The 23,164-nt window shown below is 59.1% G+C and carries 20 protein-coding genes and 1 other RNA gene; 8 read left to right on the forward strand and 13 right to left on the reverse strand.

Translation table 11 applies throughout. The features are described from left to right. Nucleotides 1–477 (forward strand): peptidase U32 family protein (locus tag G5358_RS00410; RefSeq protein ID WP_421323379.1); only part of this gene is annotated, 477 nt, incomplete at its 5' end. Nucleotides 478–488: 11 nt separating this feature from the next. Next, nucleotides 489–1,361, forward strand: a complete 873-nt coding sequence (locus tag G5358_RS00415) for a U32 family peptidase (RefSeq protein WP_337072069.1) — start codon at nt 489–491, stop codon at nt 1,359–1,361. 83 nt (nt 1,362–1,444) lie between these two features. Here the strand turns inward: G5358_RS00415 and ppsA are convergent, their stop codons facing one another. Continuing rightward, the gene (gene ppsA / locus G5358_RS00420) at nt 1,445–3,817 is read right to left on the reverse strand and encodes a phosphoenolpyruvate synthase (protein WP_337072068.1); all 2,373 of its coding nucleotides are present in this window, start codon (nt 3,815–3,817) and stop codon (nt 1,445–1,447) included. A gap of 347 nt (nt 3,818–4,164) precedes the next feature. On the opposite strand from ppsA, the gene ppsR reads away from it, so the two are divergent. Continuing rightward, nucleotides 4,165–4,977 (forward strand): posphoenolpyruvate synthetase regulatory kinase/phosphorylase PpsR, encoded by an 813-nt coding sequence (gene ppsR / locus G5358_RS00425; protein ID WP_005333888.1) that lies wholly within the window; start codon nt 4,165–4,167, stop codon nt 4,975–4,977. Between the two features lie 238 nt (nt 4,978–5,215). Here ppsR and G5358_RS00430 read toward each other — a convergent pair whose 3' ends face one another. Then, on the reverse strand, nt 5,216–5,554 hold the full coding sequence (locus G5358_RS00430) for a hypothetical protein (RefSeq protein WP_235671494.1): 339 nt from the start codon (nt 5,552–5,554) through the stop codon (nt 5,216–5,218). A 344-nt stretch (nt 5,555–5,898) separates the two neighbouring features. On the opposite strand from G5358_RS00430, the gene G5358_RS00435 reads away from it, so the two are divergent. Further along, complete coding sequence (locus tag G5358_RS00435) at nt 5,899–7,281, forward strand: amino acid permease (protein ID WP_421312090.1); 1,383 nt, start codon at nt 5,899–5,901, stop codon at nt 7,279–7,281. 88 nt (nt 7,282–7,369) lie between these two features. On the opposite strand, the gene G5358_RS00440 is transcribed toward G5358_RS00435, so the two are convergent. Continuing rightward, nucleotides 7,370–7,696: an ArsR/SmtB family transcription factor gene (locus G5358_RS00440; protein ID WP_128815807.1), complete on the reverse strand. Its 327-nt coding sequence runs from the start codon at nt 7,694–7,696 to the stop codon at nt 7,370–7,372. Nucleotides 7,697–7,802: 106 nt separating this feature from the next. On the opposite strand from G5358_RS00440, the gene G5358_RS00445 reads away from it, so the two are divergent. Then, nucleotides 7,803–8,873, forward strand: coding sequence for a permease (locus tag G5358_RS00445; protein ID WP_421312088.1), 1,071 nt, complete (start codon nt 7,803–7,805; stop codon nt 8,871–8,873). A gap of 127 nt (nt 8,874–9,000) precedes the next feature. Here the strand turns inward: G5358_RS00445 and G5358_RS00450 are convergent, their stop codons facing one another. Together G5358_RS00450 and G5358_RS00455 are read right to left on the reverse strand one after the other, a co-directional pair. Continuing rightward, complete coding sequence (locus G5358_RS00450; RefSeq protein WP_323912126.1) at nt 9,001–9,339, reverse strand: HAD family hydrolase; 339 nt, start codon at nt 9,337–9,339, stop codon at nt 9,001–9,003. 135 nt (nt 9,340–9,474) lie between these two features. After that, the gene (locus G5358_RS00455; protein ID WP_323912128.1) at nt 9,475–9,672 is read right to left on the reverse strand and encodes a hypothetical protein; all 198 of its coding nucleotides are present in this window, start codon (nt 9,670–9,672) and stop codon (nt 9,475–9,477) included. Between the two features lie 204 nt (nt 9,673–9,876). On the opposite strand from G5358_RS00455, the gene G5358_RS00460 reads away from it, so the two are divergent. Then, a complete protein-coding gene (locus G5358_RS00460) occupies nt 9,877–11,430 on the forward strand; it encodes a methyl-accepting chemotaxis protein (protein WP_216953960.1) in 1,554 nt (517 codons plus the stop codon). Between the two features lie 91 nt (nt 11,431–11,521). Here G5358_RS00460 and gcvP read toward each other — a convergent pair whose 3' ends face one another. From gcvP to G5358_RS00490, 6 genes are all read right to left on the reverse strand, one after another. After that, the gene (gcvP, locus tag G5358_RS00465; RefSeq protein WP_421323380.1) at nt 11,522–14,398 is read right to left on the reverse strand and encodes an aminomethyl-transferring glycine dehydrogenase; all 2,877 of its coding nucleotides are present in this window, start codon (nt 14,396–14,398) and stop codon (nt 11,522–11,524) included. A gap of 298 nt (nt 14,399–14,696) precedes the next feature. Then, complete coding sequence (gene gcvH, locus G5358_RS00470; RefSeq protein ID WP_005333898.1) at nt 14,697–15,086, reverse strand: glycine cleavage system protein GcvH; 390 nt, start codon at nt 15,084–15,086, stop codon at nt 14,697–14,699. A gap of 84 nt (nt 15,087–15,170) precedes the next feature. After that, on the reverse strand, nt 15,171–16,268 hold the full coding sequence (gcvT, locus tag G5358_RS00475; RefSeq protein ID WP_075115155.1) for a glycine cleavage system aminomethyltransferase GcvT: 1,098 nt from the start codon (nt 16,266–16,268) through the stop codon (nt 15,171–15,173). Between the two features lie 416 nt (nt 16,269–16,684). Next, complete coding sequence (locus tag G5358_RS00480; RefSeq protein ID WP_421323401.1) at nt 16,685–17,953, reverse strand: FAD-dependent 2-octaprenylphenol hydroxylase; 1,269 nt, start codon at nt 17,951–17,953, stop codon at nt 16,685–16,687. Between the two features lie 122 nt (nt 17,954–18,075). Beyond that, nucleotides 18,076–19,299: a 2-octaprenyl-6-methoxyphenyl hydroxylase gene (ubiH, locus tag G5358_RS00485; protein ID WP_421323381.1), complete on the reverse strand. Its 1,224-nt coding sequence runs from the start codon at nt 19,297–19,299 to the stop codon at nt 18,076–18,078. A 177-nt stretch (nt 19,300–19,476) separates the two neighbouring features. Further along, nucleotides 19,477–20,046 carry a UPF0149 family protein gene (locus G5358_RS00490; RefSeq protein ID WP_005346580.1) on the reverse strand — a complete coding sequence of 190 codons (570 nt, stop codon included), beginning with the start codon at nt 20,044–20,046 and terminating at the stop codon, nt 19,477–19,479. 173 nt (nt 20,047–20,219) lie between these two features. On the opposite strand from G5358_RS00490, the gene zapA reads away from it, so the two are divergent. Further along, complete coding sequence (zapA, locus tag G5358_RS00495; RefSeq protein WP_005333910.1) at nt 20,220–20,552, forward strand: cell division protein ZapA; 333 nt, start codon at nt 20,220–20,222, stop codon at nt 20,550–20,552. Between the two features lie 16 nt (nt 20,553–20,568). Beyond that, nucleotides 20,569–20,750, forward strand: a non-coding RNA gene (ssrS, locus tag G5358_RS00500) — 6S RNA. Between the two features lie 196 nt (nt 20,751–20,946). Here ssrS and emrD read toward each other — a convergent pair. Beyond that, a complete protein-coding gene (emrD, locus tag G5358_RS00505; RefSeq protein ID WP_005333920.1) occupies nt 20,947–22,143 on the reverse strand; it encodes a multidrug efflux MFS transporter EmrD in 1,197 nt (398 codons plus the stop codon). Between the two features lie 263 nt (nt 22,144–22,406). Beyond that, complete coding sequence (locus G5358_RS00510; protein WP_421323382.1) at nt 22,407–23,069, reverse strand: glutathione S-transferase family protein; 663 nt, start codon at nt 23,067–23,069, stop codon at nt 22,407–22,409. Between the last annotated feature and the right edge of the window lie 95 nt (nt 23,070–23,164).

Genomic DNA, 23,164 nt, shown 5'->3' on the forward strand with positions numbered 1-23,164 from the left:
GGGCGCTGCTATCTCTCCTCCTACATGACTGGCGAGAGCCCCAACACCGTCGGCGCCTGCTCACCGGCCAAGTTCGTCCGTTGGGAAGAGACCACGAATGGTCTCGAGTCGCGGCTCAACGAGGTGCTGATCGATCGCTATGGCCCGGGCGAAAATGCCGGTTACCCGACCCTATGCAAGGGGCGTTTCGACGTGGATGGCCAGACCTACCACGCGCTGGAAGAGCCCACCAGTCTCAATACCCTGGGTCTCTTGCCCGAGCTGTTCAAGACCGGGATCCGGTCGGTCAAGATTGAAGGGCGCCAACGCAGCCCCGCTTATGTGGAGCAAGTGACCCGGGTCTGGCGTGCGGCCATCGATGCCTATCAGGCCAATCCCGAAGCCTATCAGGTCAAAGCTGAGTGGGATGCCCAGCTCGCCCGCGTCTCCGAAGGTAGCCAGACTACCCTCGGCGCCTACCATCGTCAGTGGCAATAAGGAGTCCACCCATGCAATTTTCTCTCGGGCCCCTGCTCTTCTACTGGCCCAAAGCCGATACCGAAGCCTTTTACCATGCCGCTGCCGACAGTCAGGCCGACATCATCTATCTGGGGGAGACCGTCTGCAGCAAGCGGCGCGAACTCAAAGTCGATGACTGGATTGCGCTGGCCCGTCAGATGGCCTGCTCCGACAAGCAGGTGGTGCTCTCGACCCTCGCCCTTATCTCCGCCCCCTCCGAACTCAAAGAGGTGAAGCGGCTGGTCGACAATGGCGACCTGATGGTCGAAGCCAACGATCTCGGTACAGTGCAACTCGCCTGGGAAGCAGGGATCCCCTTCGTCTGTGGTCCCGCCATCAACGCCTATAACGCCGATGTGCTGCGCATGTTGCTCAAACAGGGGATGAAACGCTGGGTCATGCCGGTGGAGCTCTCCCGTGACTGGCTGATCCAGCTCAATCAGGATCTGGGCTCCCTGCGCGACCAATTTGAGGTGGAGGTGTTTGCCTACGGCCATCTGCCGCTCGCCTACTCGGCGCGCTGCTTCACTGCCCGCTCCCTCGACAAACCGAAAGACAACTGCGAGCTCGCCTGCATCAACTATCCCACCGGACGACTGGCCAACAGCCGCGAGGGGCAGCGGGTGTTCAATCTCAACGGGATCCAGACCCAGTCCGGCTACTGCTACAACCTGGGTAACGAGCTGGCTGGTATGGAGGGTCTGGTAGATGTGGTCAGGCTGTCGCCGCAAGGGATGGATACGTTGGAGATGCTGGCCCGCTTCAAGGCTAACCAGCAGGGCAATCAGCCCCTCGTTCTGCAGCAGGATCGCGATTGCAACGGCTACTGGCGCCAGATCCCCGGCATGAGCTTGGTGGAATAAGCCCAAGGGCAAAACATAAGATAATAACGATCAAAAGGGGGCAATTAGGGCCCCCTTTCTAATCTACTCATGTCGATAGTGGCTTACTTGGCGCCATGCTGCTCCGCCAGATAGATCCAGGTATCGACCACGGTATCGGGGTTGAGCGACACCGAGTCGATACCCTGCTCCACCAGCCAGGCGGCAAAATCCGGGTGATCGGATGGCCCCTGGCCACAGATCCCCACGTACTTGCCCGCCTTGCGCGCAGCCTGAATCGCCATCGCCAGCAGCGCCTTGACCGCCTCGTTGCGTTCGTCGAACAGATGGGCGATGAGCCCGGAATCCCGATCCAGCCCAAGGGTCAGCTGGGTCATGTCGTTGGAACCGATGGAGAAGCCGTCCACGTGTTCGAGGAACTTGTCTGCCAAGAGGGCATTGCTCGGGATCTCGCACATCATGATCACCTTGAGCCCCCGCTCGCCACGGCGCAGACCGTTCTCGGCCAGGATGTCGATCACCTGCTCCGCCTCGCCCACGGTGCGCACGAAGGGGATCATCACCTCGACGTTGGTCAATCCCATCACATCGCGCACCCGCTTGATCGCCTCGCACTCGAGGGCAAAGCAGGGGCGGAAGCTGTCGGCGATGTAGCGGGATGCGCCACGAAAACCGATCATCGGGTTCTCCTCGTGGGGCTCGTAGCCACGACCGCCCACCAGATTGGCGTACTCGTTGGACTTGAAGTCCGACATCCGCACGATCACCCGCTCCGGCCAGAAGGCGGCCCCCAGAGTGGCGATCCCCTCGGTCAGCTTGGCCACATAGAACTCCCGCGGGCTGTCGTAACCGGCGATCATCTTGCCGATGGTGGCCTGCAGCTCTGGGGTTTGCTGGTCAAACTCCAGCAAGGCCTTGGGGTGCACGCCGATCATCCGGTTGATGATGAATTCAAGGCGTGCCAGTCCTACGCCAGCATTAGGCAACTGGGCAAAGTCGAACGCCCTGTCCGGGTTGCCGACGTTCATCATGATCTTGATGGGCAGGCGTGGCATATTGCCCACCTCGGTCACTGCCACATCGAAGTCCAGCTCGCCGTCATAGATAAAACCGGTATCCCCTTCCGCGCAGGAGACGGTGATCCGCTGGCCCGGCTGAATATGGTCGGTGGCGTTGCCACAGCCCACCACTGCCGGAATGCCCAGCTCGCGGGCGATAATGGCAGCATGGCAGGTGCGGCCGCCACGGTTGGTGACGATGGCGGAGGCCCGCTTCATGATGGGCTCCCAGTCCGGATCGGTCATATCAGTCACCAGCACGTCGCCGGGTTGCACCTCGTCCATCTGGCTGATGGAGGAGATGACCCGCGCCGGGCCCGCGCCAATCTTGTGGCCGATGGCACGCCCCTCGATCAACACCTTACCCGCTTGCTTGAGTGCAAAACGCTCGAGGGTGTTGGCCTCCTGACGGCTGCGCACGGTTTCCGGGCGAGCCTGCACGATATAGAGCTGGCCATCCTGACCATCCTTAGCCCACTCGATATCCATCGGGCGGCCATAGTGCTGCTCGATGATAAGGGCCTGTTTCGCCAGCGCCATCACCTCCTCATCTGTGATGCAGAAGCGGCTGCGCTCGGCCTCATCGGTGTCGACAATCTTCACCTGACGGCCGTGACCGGCATCGTCCGAATAGGTCATCTTGATAAGCTTGGAGCCGAGGGTCTTGCGCACCACCGCCGGGCGCCCCCCCTTGAGGGTCGGCTTGTGCACATAGAACTCGTCCGGGTTGACCGCCCCTTGCACCACCATCTCGCCAAGACCATGGGCCCCGGTGATAAAAACCACGTCGTTGAAGCCGGACTCGGTATCCAGAGTAAACATGACGCCGGAGGCGGCGAGATCGGAACGCACCATCCGCTGCACCCCGGCCGAGAGGGCAACGCCCTTGTGGTCATAGCCCTGATGCACCCGATAGGAGATGGCGCGATCGTTGAACAGGGAAGCAAACACATGCTTGACCGCCGTCATGACGGCATCAATGCCACGTACGTTGAGGAAGGTCTCCTGCTGACCGGCAAAGGAGGCGTCCGGCATATCCTCGGCGGTGGCGGAGGATCGCACCGCAAACGAGGCCTCGACTCCTGCACTCAACTTTTCATAGGCAACCCGGATCGCCTGCTCCAGCTCGGGCTGGAACGGGGCTTCGATCACCCAGTCGCGGATCTGCTGACCGGCCCGGTTGAGGGCGGCGATATCGTCCACGTCCAGATTGTCGAGAAGATGGTGGATCTTGCCGTTGAGGCCGCTTGACTCCAGAAACTCGTGAAACGCAAAGGCGGTGGTGGCAAAGCCCCCCGGCACGGATACGCCGGCGCCAGAGAGGTTGCTGATCATCTCGCCAAGGGATGCGTTCTTGCCGCCAACTCGTTCTACGTCCTGCATTCCGAGTTGTTCGTACCAGAGCACGTACTGTTGCACTTGGATGTCTCCAGGTTGGTGGGCACCGATGCCATAGCACCTCGTGCGCCCGATTTAATCGATGAGGTTATGGGTAAGTCAGGTGCGTTATTGTCTGTTTCTTCTGTTGCCAACGACCATGAAAACGTTTTCTATTGGTTTTCAAAAAAATCCCCGAGCAAGCATTGGGGATGGTCGAATGACCGGAACATTCTACAATGGCGACACAAAAAGATAACGATTCAGGTTTGCAAGCCACTTCACAACTTGGGCACAGCAGACTGGTTGACAAAACTGATATGGTTTCGGGAGATACTTCTCACCCCTTACCCCATGCGACCCCACCCGCGGTATCACAGGAGCCCTACGTGCACACCGTATTTTATGTTTCAGACGGAACCGCCATCACCGCCGAAGTGTTCGGCCACGCGGTACTGAGTCAGTTTCCGCTGGCCTTCGAGCAGATCACTATCCCCTTTGTGGAGACACTGGAGAAAGCCCGTCAGGTACGGATGCGGATCGACGAGCAGTTTCGCCAGACCGGGGTACGCCCCATTCTGTTTCACACCATCGTCGACCCGCTGGTACGGGAAGAGGTACTGAAATCGGAGGCGTGCGGCCACGACTTTCTCAATACCTTCGTCAGCCCGCTGGAGCAGGAGCTGGGGGTCAAAGCCGAGCCCCGCCTCCACCGCACCCACGGCATGGAGAACCGCAAGCTCTATGACGATCGCATCGAGGCGGTCAACTTCGCACTTGCCAACGACGATGGCATCACCACCAGGGAGTACGATGAGGCGGACATCATCCTGATCGGGGTCTCCCGCTGCGGCAAGACCCCCACCAGCCTCTATCTGGCGCTGCAGTTTGGCATTCGCGCCGCCAACTACCCCTTTATCGAGCAGGACATGGGGATGCTGGAGCTGCCCGCCCCCCTCAAGGCCAACCGTCACAAGCTGTTTGGCCTCACCATAGCGCCGCAGCGGCTGCACGAGATCCGTAACCAGCGCCGTGCCAACAGCCGCTACTCCTCCATCGAACAGTGCGAGCAGGAGCTGGCCTGCGTGGAGCGACTGTTTCGCCAGGAGGCGATCCGCTTCCTGGATACCAGCTCCCACTCGGTGGAGGAGATCAGCGCCAAGGTTCTCGAGGCAACCGGTCTGCGCCGCCAGCTCTGTTAAGCCAGCTTGACAGCTATCGGCATCAACAAAAGATAAAAATTACAGTGTCGCGGCGAAAGTCAGCTGTGGCGAACTGCAATTCACATAGATGGCAGTGAAAAGCATGGATAAAAAGGGATAAGCACCACAAATACTTGTCCCTCTTCTTGTCGACCTTGGCGTTGTGCCCTTGTCACCCGCTGCCAGTTAGCCGCTATTCGATTCCGTTCTGCTGCGCTCGGCAAACAGCCAGCGTTCACTAACGATTGAGCTCAGGGTTGTTCATCAACCGGGCATAGAAGGCCAGCAAACCGTGGCGCAGGCGAACCCGCTCCGCCAACCAGCCGCCAACGAGCGCCCCCGTTACCCCACCAACCAGCAACAGCGGCTGCCAGTAGTGCAGCAACTCCTGATCACCGAGTAACAGCCAACCCAGCAACATAATCGCGGCCACCAGCAACAACAGCGGACTGGCGGCAATCCCTAACCAGAGCGCCACCAGCACACTCCGGGCAACCCCTTGTTGCAGCACGCTTTCGCGTTCCCTGTGCTCCAACTCCCTGCACTCTTCCTTGCACTCCCGCTTGTTTGGCATCATTTGCATCCATTTGTGGCTCGGCACAACAAAAGCACACCAACAAGACAAAATGTCAACAAAACAGAATTCGATTGCACAAACATCAACCAAAAACTACCAACGTGCCTCTTCAGATCATGAAAAAGCTGCCATTGGTACAAAATACGGCCATTCGAGATGGAAAATAGGTGCATTCATGGCGGATTATCACTATTCTGCTTCGGTTGCCAGCCAACACTAAAAATTGAAAACGGCATGGCGTAACGAAATAAATACAGATTTCGTCAGGTTTTGGCTACGCACTGCGGCCTGCTCAGGATGAGCCCAACACCGACCAGAGACAACAGAGACGTAAGGACAGACCCATGGATTTGAAACAAGACGGTGAGGAGCTGAAGCGCGGCCTTAAAAACCGCCACATTCAGTTGATTGCTTTAGGCGGCGCCATCGGCACCGGCCTCTTTCTGGGCATTGCCCAAACCATCAAGATGGCAGGCCCCTCGGTCCTGCTGGGGTATGCCATCGGCGGCTTTATCGCCTTCCTGATCATGCGCCAGCTCGGTGAAATGGTGGTGGAAGAGCCGGTAGCCGGTTCATTCAGCCACTTTGCCTACAAATACTGGGGCGAGTTTGCCGGTTTTGCATCCGGCTGGAACTACTGGGTGCTCTACGTGCTGGTGAGCATGGCCGAGTTAACCGCAGTGGGCATTTATGTCCAATACTGGTGGCCCGAGATCCCGACCTGGATGTCGGCCGCCTTCTTCTTCGTGCTGATCAACGCCATCAACCTCTCCAACGTCAAAGCGTTTGGCGAGATGGAGTTCTGGTTCGCCATCATCAAGGTGGTTGCCATCATCGGCATGATTGGCTTTGGCGGCTATCTGCTCCTCTCCGGTGCCGGCGGACCCGAGGCCAGCGTCACCAACCTGTGGGCTCAGGGCGGCTTCTTCCCCAACGGCATCAGCGGTCTGGTGATGGCGATGGCGGTGATCATGTTCTCCTTCGGCGGTCTGGAGCTGGTGGGCATTACCGCCGCGGAAGCGGACAACCCCGAGAAGAGCATTCCCAAGGCCACCAATCAGGTGATCTACCGCATCCTCATCTTCTACATCGGCGCCCTGGCTATCCTGATGTCCCTCTATCCCTGGGGTAAAGTGGTGGAAGGCGGCAGCCCGTTCGTGATGATTTTCCACGCTCTGGACAGCAATCTCGTCGCCACCGTACTCAACATCGTGGTACTGACGGCAGCACTGTCGGTCTACAACAGCTGCGTCTACTGCAACAGCCGGATGCTGTTCGGGCTGGCCAAACAGGGCAACGGCCCGAAAGCCCTGCTCAAGACCAACAAGAGCGGCGTGCCACTGGTTGCCCTCTCGGTCTCGGCCATCGCCACCCTGCTCTGCGTGCTGATCAACTACCTGATGCCGGGCAAGGCGTTCGGCCTGCTGATGGCGCTGGTGGTCTCCGCACTGGTGATCAACTGGGCGATGATCAGCCTCGCGCACCTCAAGTTCCGCAAGGCCAAGGTCGCAGAGGGTGTCCAGCCCAAGTTCAAGGCGTTCTGGTACCCCTTAGGCAACTATCTCTGCCTCGCGTTCATGGCCGGTATTCTGGTGATCATGTATATGACCCCCGATTTCCGCATCTCGGTCGAACTTATCCCCGCCTGGCTGGTGGTACTGGGCATTGGCTTTGTCATCAAGCGCAAGGGACAAGCTCAAAGCAAGGTTGCAGCCAATCTGGGTTAATGCACGCAGTTGAGAAAAACAATGCAAAACGCCGATCGCATGATCGGCGTTTTTTTATTACGCGCAGCACTACTAGCAGCCATAGCCCTCAGGAAGGCAGCTCTTGCCTTTGATCTTGCCGATGCTCCGGGCTGTTGACGCAACACTCATCGCGGAAAAAGGCGATGATCTCCTCCAGCACCGCGTATTGAGAGACGCACAGCAGGGTGCGACTCTCCCGGTTTTGCTTCACCAGCCCCACCGAGACCAGCGCCGCGATATGGTGGCTGAGGGTGGAAGCGGGGATCACCAGCTGCTTTTGCAGCTCCCCCACCGGCAACCCCTGCTCTCCCGCCTTGACCAGATGCTTGAAGATAAACAGTCGGGTCGGATGACCCAGCTCTTTCAATGCCTTGGCGACCTCTTCCAGTTGCATCTCTGCGCCCTCCACGAATTTGATATTTCGATAATACCAGAAATATCTTGACCGACCATTAATTTCGATTATTTTGGAAATATAGAAACCAAGTGAGGATAAGACAATGAATGAGTGGTTAACCATGCTGACCGATGCAGCCCAGATGTTCCTGTTTCTGGCTGTCGAGCTGTCGGTGCTGTTTCTGGTCATTAGCGCCGGGGTCAGCCTGATCCGTCAGAAGATCCCCGACGAGAAGATCCAGCGGATGCTGGGGGCCCGCCACGGCAAGGGCTATCTGCTCTCTGCCCTGCTCGGCGCCGTCACCCCCTTTTGCAGCTGCTCCACCATCCCCATGCTGAGAGGGCTGCTCTCGGCCAAGGCTGGCTTTGGCCCCACCCTCACCTTCCTGTTTATCTCGCCACTGCTGAACCCCATCATCGTCGGCTTGATGTGGGCCACCTTTGGCTGGAAAGTGACCCTGCTCTACGCCGTGATCGCTGCCAGCGTCTCCGTCATGGCGAGCATGCTGCTCGACAGGCTCGGGTTCGAGCGCCATGTCATCGACCCCAAAGAGGCCACCCCCTCTTGCGGTAGCGGCTGTGGCCCGGCGACCCGCGCCACCACTCAAGCACATTGCAGTGACAACCAACGCAGCGCCATTCGTGCAATCAAACCCCTCAACGGGGCAGCGTGCTGCCCGGCACCGCAACCAGAGATGGCAGAACAGGCCACCCTCTCCTGCTGCGGCGATGGCACGGCAACCCTGACTCGTGCGCCACAGCTCCCCACCGCCTGGGTCAAAGCTCGCCTCGATGCCTGGCAGCAGTTCAAAGCGGTATTGCCCTTCCTGCTGCTGGGGGTGCTCATCGGCTCGTTTATTTACGGTTTTATTCCGGCCGAGTGGATCGCCGCCCATGCTGGTGCCGACAACCCGCTGGCCATCCCTTTCAGCGCCATCGTCGGGATCCCGCTCTACATCCGTGCCGAGGCCGTGATCCCTCTAGCGTCGGTACTGCTGGGCAAAGGGATGGGGATGGGCGCCGTCATGGCGCTGATCATCGGCAGTGCCGGTGCCAGTCTAACCGAGGTGATCCTGCTCAAATCCATGTTCAGAACCCCGATGATTGCGTCCTTCCTTACCGTGATCCTCGGCATGGCGATCCTGATGGGCTACCTGACGCAACTGCTGTTTTAAACCACCCATTTTTAAGCAGGCAGAGTGTTAAGCCAGCTGAGTGTGAAACCATCAGGCTTCACATAGACAAAACGCCGATCAACAGATCGGCGTTTTGCATGTTCTGTATGACAATCTGCAACCGGCGTTACAGATATTGCCCGACGATGGTGAGCAGATCCTCGACGTCACAGACGATATGGTCGGGTTGGTGTTCCCAGCGCTCCGGGGTCGCGCGGCTCTGCTCGCCAAGCGCCCCTTGCAAATGACGGGCAAACTGCACATCCGCTTCATGGTCACCGATATAGATCAGCGACTGGCACCAGGCTGGGCCGAAGATAGACTCCAGACATTTGAGGCCACCGAAAGGATGAGGTTTTTGCTGCAGTCCGGGCACGTCATCATAGCCGACCACAGCCTTGAACCGGCTGTTCACGCCATGCAGTTCAAGCACCCGGAGAAGGTTTTTTAGGCGTTTTTCGAACAAATGCCATGGGAAATGGCAGAGAAATGGTCAATCACCACCTCCAGCTCCTAAAAAATGCACCTAAGTCCCTGTCTCTCCTGATGTTTGGCTCACTGACTGCCAGCCTGCACTAGGCTCGTCCCGCGACAGGCCGTACTAATCCATATCGAGCGCCTGCCAGTTCTTGGCGGCGTGATTGGCGTGGTGATACTCCGCTTCGCTGCGCAGATAACGAGGTAACTGATCGCCGGTCAGATGGGGGGCGACCTCAGCCAGGATCTGCTTGGCGATATCGATATTCTGCGGCACCGAATTGACCAGGGTGCCGTCATAATTCCATAAAATCGCCCCCAACTTAATTGCCTTACCTGTATCGCTGCGTGGCTATAACTCATGCGATGTTACTTGGCTTGCGTCCCCCGCCAAACCGTTGCGATGGAAGATGTGTAGATGCCCCTGCTAGGCGCAGAACAGTTAATGAGCAACAACACAATAAAATGAGCAGCCTCTGCCATACTCAGACGATGCATTCCGTTATGGTAAAACCGGAGCCTGATCATGGTAACCAACACACCTCACACTACAGATACCGAAGTTGAATTTACCGACAACGTCCAGTTGGTATCGACCACCGATCTCAAAGGAGACATCACCTACGCCAATCCGGCGTTTTGTCAGGTGGCAGGCTATAGCCTTGAAGAGATGCTGGGACAACATCACAACCTGGTACGCCACCCAGACATGCCCAAGGCGGCATTCGCCGATCTCTGGGCCCATCTAAAAGCGGGCAAGCCGTGGCGGGGCATAGTCAAAAACCGCTGCAAAGATGGTAGCTATTACTGGGTTGATGCCTATGTCACCCCGATCTATGAAGATGGCAAGATGGTGGGTTACCAATCCGTTCGTTGCCGACCCTCCGCAGAGCACAAAGCGCGTGCCAACAAGATGTACAAAACCCTTAAGGCACGCGAAACCGGCTCCGCCATTCACATGGGGCAGCGCCTGCTCACTCCGGCCATCATGACCATACCCCTGCTGCTGCTCAGCGTGATTAGCGCGCTCTGGCTGCTCACACCACTGCAGGCGCTCTGGATCATCATTCCCCTATTGGCCACCCTCTGGTTCAACCGTAATGCGCTCTTCCTCACACCGCGATTCTTGCAACAGCTTGAGCAGGACTACGACAGCATCAGCCGCCTGATCTTCTCGGGGGATGCCCCCCACAGCATTGCCGATTTCCATATCAAGCTCTGGCAAGCCAGAATCCGTACCGTGCTGGGAAGAGTCGATGACACCACACTCTCGCTCAATGCCATGGCCAACAATTTGAGTGGTTCGGCCGCACTGGCCAGCAGGGATATCTCCTCACAGGATATGCAAATTCAGCAAGTCGCCACCGCAGTTACCCAGATGGCATCAGCTGCCGAAGAGATCAGCCGCAATATTCAGGACAGCAACCAGCAGATAGAAGAGGCGCGCAACCATTGCATCACCACCAGCAATCAGCTTTCCGATGCGGGAGAAGAGATGTCGGCACTGGCTACCCAGGCAGAGCAGGCCTTCCAGTCAGCCGTCGAGCTGGCAAGCGAGTCCGAACGGATCGGCAGCATCATGAGTGAAATTCGCGGGATTGCGGATCAAACCAACCTGCTGGCACTCAATGCCTCCATTGAAGCAGCGCGGGCGGGCGATCAGGGACGCGGCTTTGCAGTGGTGGCTGACGAGGTACGCAGCCTGTCGACCAGAACCCATAGAGCAACAGAGCAGATCCAGAGCAGCATTGGTCATATCCAGCAAACCCTCGGGGGATGGAAAGAGATGATGCATCTCAATGTGACCAGAACCAATGATTGCCTCGCAACCACTCGGGCAAGCACCGGCAACCTGAATCAGGTCGTGATCGAAATAGACAAGGTCTCTGATTTTTCCAATCAAGTTTCCGCTGCAGCGACCCAGCAGCAAGCGGTGATCGAGGAGATCTGTCGTAATATCAATCAGATATCCTCACTTTCTCACGATAACAGCCTCAAAATCGATCAGGTCAGTAAAACCAGTGCCAACTTGCAGAGCAAAGCGAGCCAGCTCAAGGACCTAAGCCGGACATTCGGATAGCAGCATGCAGATAAAGTCCATGTAAACGAAGGGCCACCCGTCTGGGTGGCCCTGTTGTTTATACGGCTTAACTGTTGCTCCTGGACGCTACTTACTTGGCGTAATCCTCGGTCGGAATGCAGGAGCAGAACAGGTTGCGATCGCCGTAGACGTCGTCGATGCGGTTCACAGAGGGCCACAGTTTGGCGGCGCGCACAGCGTCGGACGGGAAGACCGCCTCGGCGCGGCTGTAGCCACGGGACCACTCTGCATCCATAACGTCATCCTGGGTGTGCGGCGCATGGACCAGCGGGTTGTCGGTCAGGCTCCACTGCCCCTCCTGCACCTTGGCAATCTCGACGCGGATGGACGTCATCGCCTCGACGAAGCGATCCAGTTCGCGCTTGGATTCCGACTCGGTCGGCTCGACCATCAGGGTGCCCGCCACCGGGAAGCTCATGGTCGGTGCGTGGAAGCCGTAGTCCATCAGCCGCTTGGCCACATCCATCTCGCTGATGCCTGAGGCTTCTTTAAGCGGGCGGATATCAAGAATGCACTCGTGGGCCACCCGACCGTTTCGGCCGGAATAGAGCACCGGGAAGGATTCACCCAGCTTCTTGGCCAGATAGTTGGCGTTGAGGATGGCGACCTGAGTGGATCTCTTCAGTCCTTCGTCACCCAGCATGGCGATATACATCCAGCTGATGGGCAGGATGCTGGCCGAACCGAACGGTGCAGCCGACACGGCGCCGTTATCACGGCTCTCCTTGTCGGTCTTGACCACGGCGTGACCGGCCACGAACGGTGCCAGATGTTTCTTCACGCCGATGGGGCCCATGCCCGGGCCGCCACCACCGTGAGGAATGGCGAAGGTCTTGTGCAGGTTGAGGTGAGAGACGTCCGCGCCGATAAAGCCCGGCGCCGTCAACCCGACTTGCGCATTCATGTTGGCGCCGTCCAGATAGACCTGACCACCGTGCTGGTGAACGATGTCGCACACCTCCTTGATGGTCTCCTCATACACCCCGTGGGTAGAGGGGTAGGTCACCATCAGACAGGAGAGTTGATCCCCCGCCTCGGCCGCCTTGGCGCGCAGATCATCGAGATCCACGTTGCCGGACTTGTCACAGGCGGTGACGATCACCTTGAGCCCCGCCATCTGGGCAGAGGCCGGGTTGGTACCATGGGCAGAAGCCGGAATGAGGCAGATGTCGCGATGCCCCTCGCCGCGGGATTCGTGGTACTTCTTGATGGCCAAGAGACCAGCGTACTCACCCTGCGCCCCGGAGTTGGGCTGCATGCAGACCGCATCGTAACCGGTCACCTTCACCAGCCAGTTTTCGAGGTCGGCCAGCAGTAGCTGGTAGCCCTTGGCCTGCGCCAGCGGGGCGAACGGGTGCAGTTTGCCGAACTCGGGCCAGGTCACCGGGATCATCTCGGCAGTGGCGTTGAGCTTCATGGTGCAGGAGCCCAAGGAGATCATGGCGTAGTTGAGCGCCAGATCCTTGGCTTCGAGACGGTGGATATAACGCAGCATCTCGGTTTCGGAGTGGTACTTGTTGAACACCTCGTGGGTCAGCACGGCATCGGTGCGCAGCAGATCCTGCGGGATGGCGTGATGGGTCTGAGCCGCCTTGTCGAGGGCCTCGATATCCAGTCCATGGCCTTGACCGAGGAAGAGATCGAACAGCTCGGCCACATCAGCGCGGGTGGTGGTTTCAGACAGCGACACACCTACCGCACCATTTAGGTCTGCACGCAGGTTGATGCCGAGCCCCTCGGCCTTGGCAATCAGCGCGGCCTTGTCAGCAGTTTGCACGGTCAGGGTATCAAACCAGCTGGCATGCTTGAGGGCCACCCCCTTGGCCTTGAGGCCGAGCGCCAGAATGGTGGTGAGACGGTGCACGCGGGAGGCGATGGTTTTCAGCCCTACCGGGCCGTGGTAGACGGCGTAGAAGCTCGCCATGTTGGCCAGCAGCACCTGAGCGGTACAGATGTTGGAATTCGCTTTCTCGCGGCGGATGTGCTGCTCGCGGGTCTGCATCGCCATGCGCAGCGCGGCCTTGCCACGGGCATCCTTGGAGACACCGATGATGCGGCCCGGCATGGAACGTTTGTAGGCATCGCGGGTGGCGAAGAAGGCGGCGTGGGGGCCACCGTAACCCATGGGCACACCAAAGCGCTGGGCGGAGCCCAACACCACGTCGGCGCCCAGCTCGCCCGGGGATTTGAGCAGCAACAGGGAGAGCAAGTCGGCGCTGACGCAGGCCAGCCCTTTCTGGGCCTGTACCGCGGCAATCAGGGCGCGCAGATCTTTCACTTCACCGGTGGTGGTGGGGTACTGGAACAGGGCACCGAACACCTCTTCGCTCACTGCATCGCTCGCGGCGCCAACCGCCACGTCGAAACCAAAGTGAACCGCACGCTCCTTGACCACGTCGATCACCTGCGGGTGCACATCATCGGCCACGAAGAAGAGGTTGGATTTGGACTTGGCCATCCGCTTGGCCAGCGCCATCGCCTCGGCAGCGGCAGTCGCTTCATCCAGCAGGGAGGCGCTTGCCAGATCCATGCCGGTCAGATCCAGCGTCAGCTGCTGGAAGTTGAGCAGGGCTTCGAGACGGCCCTGTGCCAGCTCGGGCTGATAGGGGGTGTAGGCGGTATACCAACCCGGATTTTCCAGCACATTGCGCAAAATGACGTGGGGCACATGGGTATCGTGATAACCCATGCCGATATAGCTCTTGGCAATCTTGTTCTGAGCGGCATAGCCCTTGAGCTTGGCCAGCGCCTCCACCTCGGTCATGCCGGCACCGATGCCGAGCGGGCCCGGCAGGCGAATGGCGGCAGGCACGGTCTGTTCAATCAAATCGTCCAGGCTTTCGGCCCCGACGGTCGCCAACAGCTGGCGCAGCTCTTCCTCGCCCGGGCCGATATGGCGGCGGACAAAATCGGTTTTTTGCTCGAGTTCAAACAGTGACTGGGTCATTTCCCTATTTCCTGATAAATAAGTCCTGGCATGACATCCTGATAACCAAGACCTGATGTTCCTGATGGTCGGCTGATACCGACTCCACTCATGTTCTGGGTCCCGCAGACAAGGTGCGGCACCGGATGCTGCGGCAGCATCAAGAGGGGATCGCCTTGTTGCGGACCGGCCCGTTTACCCTGGCAAGAGCAGGCTGGTAAACGACAGACGCGGGCGACTTCACCCTTCCACCGGCCGGTGCTTGCCCGGCTGGCGGTCATACAAAGGGGCCCTGCTGTGTTGGCAGGGCCCGGGGGCATTACTCTTCGTCCACCACGTTCTGGTAGCCTTCGGCATCCAGCAGGTTGGCCAGCTCGCTCTCGTCATCGAGCTTGATGCGGAACAGCCAGCCAGCGCTGTAGGGGTCGGAGTTGACCAGCTCGGGGCTCCCTTCCAGCTCTTCGTTGACGGCGATGATCTCGCCGCTCACCGGGCTGTAGATATCGGAGGCCGCCTTGACCGACTCGGCCACGGCGCAGTCGTCACCGGCACTGACCTGCTTGCCCACTTCCGGCAGCTCGACAAACACCATGTCACCCAGCAGCTCCTGGGCGTGCTCGGTGATACCGACCACGGCCTCGCCGTTGGCTTCAACACGGATCCACTCGTGGGAAGTGGCATATTTCAGTTCGCTCGGGATATGGCTCATTTGTGCTTCCTTTGATCTTTGAGTCGCGTTTAAAAACGAATATGAAAAGGGATGGGGGAGGCACTGCCCTCCCCCAAAACGGTATTAAACCAGCTTCTGGCCGTTACGGACGAAAGCGGGCTTGGTGACCTTCACGGTGACCAGCTTTTTGCGGATCTCCACCTCGGCCAATTCACCGATATCGCGGGGCACCCGTGCCAGGGCAATACTGTAGCCCAGGGTGGGGGAGAAAGAGCCGGAGGTGATCACACCTTCCCGCTTCTCACCGTTTGCCGCAGTGAAGGTAACGGGCATACCGGCACGCAGCACCCCTTTCTCCTCCATCACCAGACCCACCAGCTTGGGCTGGTTGCCCGCCGCTTTCTGCGCTTCCAGCACGTCACGGCCGATGAAATTGCGATCGCTCGGCTCCCAGGCGATGGTCCAGGCCATGTTGGCGGCGAGTGGAGAGATTGACTCGTCCATATCCTGACCGTAGAGGTTCATCCCCGCTTCGAGGCGCAGGGTATCGCGGGCACCGAGGCCGCAGGGGGCCACGCCGTTATCCAGCAGTGCCTGCCACAGCTCGCAGGCTTTCTCTTGCGGCACCACGATTTCATAACCATCCTCGCCGGTGTAGCCGGTGGTGGCGATAAAGAGATCGCCAGCCTGCACGCCGAAGAAGGGTTTCATCCCCACAACGGCGGTACGCTGGGCGGCGCTCAGCACGGCTGCGGCTTTGACCTTGGCGTTGGGGCCCTGCACCGCAATCATTGCGAGCTCGGGACGCTCGGTGACTGTGATATCGAAATCGATGGCGTGATGGCGGATCCAGGCCAGATCCTTCTCGCGGGTAGCGGAGTTGACCACCAGTCGGTAGAAGGTATCGGTCAGGTAATAGGTGATAAGGTCATCGATCACGCCGCCTTCCGGATTGAGCATGCCGCTGTAGAGGGCCTTGCCGGGGACAGTGAGTTTGGCCACGTCGTTGGCCAGCAGGTGTTGCAGAAAGGCTTTGACCCGTTCGCCGGTCAAATCGACGATGGTCATGTGGGAGACATCGAACATACCGGCATCGCTGCGCACCGCGTGGTGCTCTTCCAGCTGGGAGCCGTAGTTGATGGGCATTTCCCAACCGTGGAAGTCCACCATCTTGGCGCCGGCTTCCAGGTGTTTGGGATGCAGTACAGTAGTCTGGATCATCGCATTCTTTCCTTAGCAAAAAGCCTTTTCGCTTTAGCGACCACCCTTGCGACCCGCGCCACCGCACTGACTGCACCGCGTGCAGCAAAAAGCGACCGGATCCAAAAGTGTGTGCTCGCTCCTGCCCTTGCCAGGCAAGAGGGATTCCTTGAACGGAGCGGATTATATGATAAGCAGGCGAGCGTGCCGCTCAAAAAAAACTAATCCCCTCCTGTAAAACTGACTCCAGACACTAAGATAAATGCAGTGATAAAAACAGCCATAAGCCGACTCAGGCGAGATTAAATTTTGATTTTTACCGTTTCGTCACAATTTGCAGAAAAACGTTTCGCTCCAGAGCAAAATTAAAGGCTGACACCCAGAACGGGTCATCAGCCTTGTCGGATTACTTTTGTTGTCAAAAAAGGCGAGTAATATTAGTTTTTTTCACCCTTGGCCTGCATGGCACAGCCCTTGGTCGCCGCAACGACCCAGTCAGGACGGGCCAATGCGGGCAACTCGCCCTCCAGCCCCATGGCAACGCGGATCACCCCCTCCTTGAACGGCGTCAGCAGATTGGCCGCGCGCAACCCCACGCCCCGCACCAGCTTCTTGAGCGGGTTGGCCCCGCTGAACAGCCGCTTGAGCCCCTCCATTGCAGCGAGCATGCGAGCCGCCTCGCTCTTGCGCCAGCGCTCGTAGCTGCGCAGGTTGTCGAGCAGGCCGATATCCTCACCCGCGGCATGATTTTGCAAGATCTGCTCCGCCAGCGCGGCAGCATCCAGCAGGCCAAGGTTGACCCCCTGCCCCGCCAGGGGGTGGATGGTGTGGGCGGCATCTCCCACCAGCACCAACCGCTCGCGAGCAAAGTCGCGGGCATAGCGGGCAGTGAGCGGAATGGCGCTGCGCGGCCCCTCCACCTTGCATAGACCGAGCCGGGCATCGAAGGCGGCGGTAAGCTGGCGATTGAACTGCTCGTCATCGCAGGCGCAGAGCGCCTCGGCGCGGGCCGCAGGCAGCGACCAGACGATGGAACAGAGGTTCTCCTGCCACAGCGGCAAAAAGGCGAGCGGGCCATCCGGGGTGAAGATCTGGCGAGCAACAGCTTCATGGGGTTCGGCGCAGCGCACCGTCGCCACCAGCGCGTGGTGGCCATAATCCCAGCTGGTGAGCGGGATATCAGCCTGACGGCGTACCCAGGAGTGAGCGCCATCGGCAGCCACCACCAGTTTGGCCGAGATGGCCTGACCATCTTCAAGGAGCAGCATGGCGCCCGCCGGGCCGCTCTGCAGGCTCTTGGCTCTGGCGGGGGTCAGCAACTGGATATTACTGACGCCTTCAATCGCCTCAAGCAGCGCCAGCTGGATCACCCGATTCTCGACGATGTGGCCGAGGTTGGCCTGACGCAGGCTGGCGGCATCGAAGTCGATATGGCCGAAACTGTCCTGCTCCCACACCGCCATCTTGTCATAGGCCTGCAGGCGGCGCGCTTCAATGCCGTCCCAGGCGCCGACATGGCGCAGGATCTGCTGGCTGGCCAGACTCAGGGCGCTGACCCGATTATCGGCCACCTCCCCCAGCTGCGGGTCGGGCAGTTGCCCCTCCACCACCAGTACCTTGAGGGCGCTATGTTTCAAGGCCGCAGCGAGCCCCAGCCCCACCATGCCGCCACCGACAATCACCACATCCACATTTTGCATCTGCATCATCTCATCCTTTCAGGGCTGACCGGCTGGCCAGCGAGGGGACGCCCGCAAGCATCACCTCTTTATTCAATAGGTTTTGATCAACGAATGGTGGTCAACAGGTTCCACTCAACAAGTGCAGGCTAGTTGCCGCACACATCAGCGACAAAGCCCAAGGTGCGCGAGGCAAGCGGCGCCTTGAGGCACGGGAATCGCCCCATCAGGGTGAGCGCCAGATTGCGCCCCGCCACCAGCGGATCGTGACCATTGGAGAAGAGCTGGGCCAGCGAAGAGGTGAGCCAGACGGTCTGCTCCTGATCGCGCTGACGCTGCTGCCAGTAGCCACTCAGTACCTTGCAGCTGCCGATATCCTCCCCCTCTGCCAACGCCTTGGCTACGGCGCCGGTAAGCAGGTCGAGATCCCGCATCCCGAGGTTGAAGCCCTGTCCGGCAATCGGGTGCAGGGCGTGGGCGGCATTACCGACCAGCACGGTGCGCTGGGCCAGCGGGTAGTCGCAGGCGGTCAGAATGAGCGGATAGACGTGACGCACGCCACATCGCTCGAAGCGACCAAGCCGCCAGCCAAAGGCCTGCTGCAGACGGGCAAGAAACGCCGCCTCATCGAGGGCCGTCAGCTCATCCACCTCATGCTGCCCGACGCTCCACACCAGCGAGGAGAGCCCCTCCTGCATCGGCAACAGGGCCAGCGGCCCCCCTTCGGTAAAACGCTCGAAGGCGCGTCCCTCAGGGTCTTGCGCCGTTTTGACCGTGGCGATGATGGCGTGCTGCTCAAAGTCGTGGCGGGTCACCGGCAACTTGAAGCACTGACGCACAAAGGAGTTGCCGCCGTCTGCCGCCACCAGCAGGCGGGTTTCAATCTGTTCACCGCTCTCGAGGGTGAGGGTCACCTTCTCCTCATCGGGCGCAATCTCGCTCACCCGGGCCGGACAACATACCCGGATATTGGGCGAGGCCGCCATCGCCCGTTGCAGATCATGACCGGCAGCTGCAAGCTCGATCACTTGGCCCAGAGCAGGCAGACCGTATTCGGCAGCCGACAGGCGAGCCTGACCGAAGTGGCCCCGATCCGAGACATGAATCTGGGTAATGGGGGCGCAATGGGGGGCAAACAGCGGCCAGAGTCCGCGTCGCAACAGCGCATCACAGGTACCGGCCGAGAGCGCAATGGCGCGGGCGTCGAACCCTGAATGGGTGTGCTGTTCGGGGAGGCTTGCCTCCAGCAGCAGGATCTCGAGGGGGGAGCCATCGGATCGAAGCAGGGCTGCCAGCGAGAGGGCCAGCACGGCACCGCTCATTCCACCGCCGACCAGGGTGACATCGACCTGTCGCACATCAGATTGAGGCATAAGCAGAGAGGAAGAAGTGAAAAAGGTGGCCTCATGCTATCACAAAGCCGCTGGCCGAATGCGAGGTCACCGGCAAAAAACCGGTTGCACCTCACAGGGTTAGCCACCACAAGGGAATAAAAAAGAGCGCCATCAGGCGCTCTTGCAGATTCAGTTAGGATCGCGTTGACCCGCGCCTCAATGAAGGGTCGGCGGCGCGCTCGGGGTATCGGGACGCTTGCCAAACTCTTCGAAGGCCATCATGACCCCCAGTTTGACGTGTTCGTAGAGCACCAGGAAGGAGGCTTCGTTCTCATCATCTTCCTGATCGAACTCGGCGGAGACCTGAGTGATGCTGGCGATATCCTGGATCATCTCCTGCAGCTCTTCCGACGCGCGGGAGAGCTCCTGCTGCACCACGCCAAAACCGGCCAGAAATGCCTGTGACCAGTCCACCAGCGAATCGATGCGCTCGTCGAGGGGGGCATCATCACTTGGCAGCAGCAGCTCGACGCCCTTCTGGGCCATCAAGCTCTCGACTACATTGTGATAAAGATCGGTCATCACCTGGCGCACCGGGGCCGGCAGGCCGAAACCGTCGTTCACCAGATCGTTGAAATGGGGCACCCAACTCTTGTCGTCCAGTGCCACACCGCCGCACACCAGACCGCAGATCACACCATGGGCCTCTACTGCGCTGGCCATCAGCTCATGTTGTTCCATGATGTCGGCCACTGCCGCATATTTAAGGGGGTTCGTTTTGCTCATCGAGGATCCGCTCAAAGTTCAGTCAAATTTGCAGAATTAATGGTCAGGATCCTAGCATTCTCCCTCTTGCAGAGCCAGCAAGGCCTTGAAACTTATGCATCTGCGCTATATAGTCCCGCCCAGTTGTCCACGTGGATAAAGGCGGAAATCAGCTCCGCCGTATTGAGGAAGGCATGAGCACAGAGGCCGTAGAAATCGTCATTTTGGGACGTCCCTACAAGGTATCCTGTCCCTTGGGACAGCAGGATGCCCTGCGCCAGGCCGCCGAGCAGCTGACCGACAAGTTGATCGACCTGCGTCAACGCTCCAAAGTCTCCAGCAACGAGCAATTGGCTATCATGGCAGCGCTCAATTTCTGTCATGAGCTCTGCCTTGAAAAAGAGAAGAACCACCAATACTCTGAGACCATGGACAAGCGGATCAAGATGCTGCAGCGCACCATCGAAGCGGCCCTGATCGAGCACGGACAATATGGTGATTCCAGCGAAGAGGGGCAGCAGCCCTAATCGCAAACCGTTTTAAAATTCCCTGGGATGTTTGTCAGCCGGTTCAAGTCCCCGAGCCGATATTCATACCAAACAGGGGATCTGCCTTCTGGCTATTGCGCATGCTCGGCACGACCGAGAAGCCTGCGGTCAGATCCGATCCCCGCCTTGAACCGACGGTTCAAGGGCCCAAACCGGCAACGGCATCTCGGGGTACCAACAGCAAAAGCCCGTCACCAGCGTGACGGGCTTTTTCTTTGCCTGATGATCAACGAACTGTCCCGTCCTGAATATGGTTTACACCTTTCCCCCCCCAATAAATGGAGAACCCGATGGGACAAGGTGTGAAGCGGACACAGCCATAACGACAAAGCCCGCCAAAAGGCGGGCTTTGTTTTGCAGCAGGCAAGCACGTTTAGATGGCCATCTGCTCGTGGGGGGAGCCGTGGTGGCGCAACCAGACAAAGCTCAGCGCCACGATCAGCACCATCAGGGTCATGATGGCCCCCAGGGTCACCTGTCCAGTCATCGGGAAACCGGCGGCCAGCAGAGTCACCACGCCCGCCCCCAGATTCTGCATCCCGCCGAGAATGGCCCCCGCGGTGCCGGCCTGACCCGGGAAGGGCTCGATGGCGCAGGAGGTGGCGGTCGGGTAGAGAATACCGCTACCGATGAAGTAGACAGCCGCACCACCAACCAGCGAGGCAGCACTCACCACCCCGAACAGCCCCGGCACCAGAATGATGAGGGAGCCTAGCGCCAGAAAGGCGATCCCCAGACGCATCAGCTTGCCCTGAGTCAAACGGAAGCTCAGCTTGGCAGAGAGCCAGGCCCCGAACAGATAGCCGGGCAGCGGCAGCACGAACAGCACGCTCACGGTACGAGCGCTCAGTTTCAGCACATCGCCCAGCAGCACACCGGCCGCAGCTTCAAATACCGCGAGTCCCGCAAAGGTCGCCATCAGGCAGAGCAAGTTGCCCTGAAACTTGGGGTTGCCCAGTACATGGCGATAGGCAGCACCGACGCGCAGTGGCTGACGGGCAGCAGCAGGCAGAGTCTCACCAAACCAGGCCATGATCGCCAGAGTGGCTACGGCACCAAAACCAAACAGGAACCAGTAACCGGCACGCCAGTTGAACAGCTCGGTCAGCCAGCCACCCAGCACCGGTGCCAGCAGCGGGGAGAAGATCACACCCATGCTCACCAGACTATTGGCGCGGTTGAGCTCGGCGCCATTGTAGCGATCGCGCATCACGGTACGGCTCATGGCGCCACCGGCACCGGTACCTAGCCCCTGAATAAAGCTACCCACCAGCAGGGCGGCAAAATGGGGGATGACCTGAATGATCAGGGTGCCCACCAGAAACACCATCATGCCGACGATCAGCACCGGACGACGACCGATGCGATCCGACAGCGGCCCGTAGACAAACTGGGAGAGGCCATAGGGGATCAGGTAACAGGCCATCACCGCCTGTAACTGGCCCGAGGCCACATTGAAGTCCCCAGCCATCATGGGAATGGAGGGAACATAAAGGGTCTGGGTCATCTGGCCCACAGCGACCATCAGAATGGTCAATAAAAACAACGGATAAAAACTGTGCCGATCCATATCAGTCCCAAAAAAATCGAAAAAATGCTGCCGCACCTCTGGCACAAAATGGCCCAGAGGAATCTGATCACAGAGGCTGTGATGCAATCAAAAACAGTGTTGGAAACAGTAGGCGGGGAGCCCGCCAAGCCACCGCACAGGACGCTTGGTGGTATGGGGGCATCATAGTGATTCAGCTCACAAAAAACGAACGAATCTTTATAATCGGCTTGCCTTAGTTTTTCTAATATTACGGGGCAACACGCCCCGTCAGCAGTTAAAAATCAACGTGTTACCATCTGCTGCGCCTGCTTGATCAGCTCATCGGGCTGCTCCTTGCGTGGCGGTATGGTGATCCCCTTCTGGCAGGCAGGTTTCTCTGCCATGCGACCCATCCAGGCTTGCAGATGGGGCAATCCCTCGATGGAGATGCCACTCCAGTCATAAATACGCACCCAGGGCCAGGTGGCAATGTCGGCGATGCTGTACTCGTCCGCCAGATATTCATGATGGGCCAGATGGCTGTCGAGCACCTCGAACAGGCGGCGCCCCTCCTTCTGGTAGCGTTCGATAGCGGCGGGGATCTTCTCGGGGAAGTAGCGATAGAAGACGTTGGCCTGCCCCATCATGGGCCCTACCCCACCCATCTGGAACATCAACCACTGGATGGCCTGAGAGCGGCGTTTGGGATCAGCGGGCAGCAACTTGCCTGCTTTCTCCGCCAGATAAATGAGGATGGCGCCCGATTCAAATACGGCGAAATCGTCGTTATCCCGATCGACGATGGCCGGAATGCGGCCATTGGGATTGATGGCAAGAAACTCGGGCTTCTTCTGATCCAGTGCCGACAAATCGAGGGGAATGACCCGATAGGGCAAACCCAGCTCTTCGAGGGCGATCGCCACTTTGAAACCATTGGGGGTCGCGGCAGTGTAAAAGTCGATCATGATTCACTCCTTGTTGGTCATAGCCAGATTGCACGGTTGGAATAGGGTGCAACACCATAGCCGCCTAATCTTGCAACAAATGACCGGCTCCATAC

Origin of the sequence: Aeromonas sp. 604176 (genome assembly GCF_049170755.1) — a bacterium.
GTDB lineage: Bacteria > Pseudomonadota > Gammaproteobacteria > Enterobacterales > Aeromonadaceae > Aeromonas > Aeromonas veronii_A.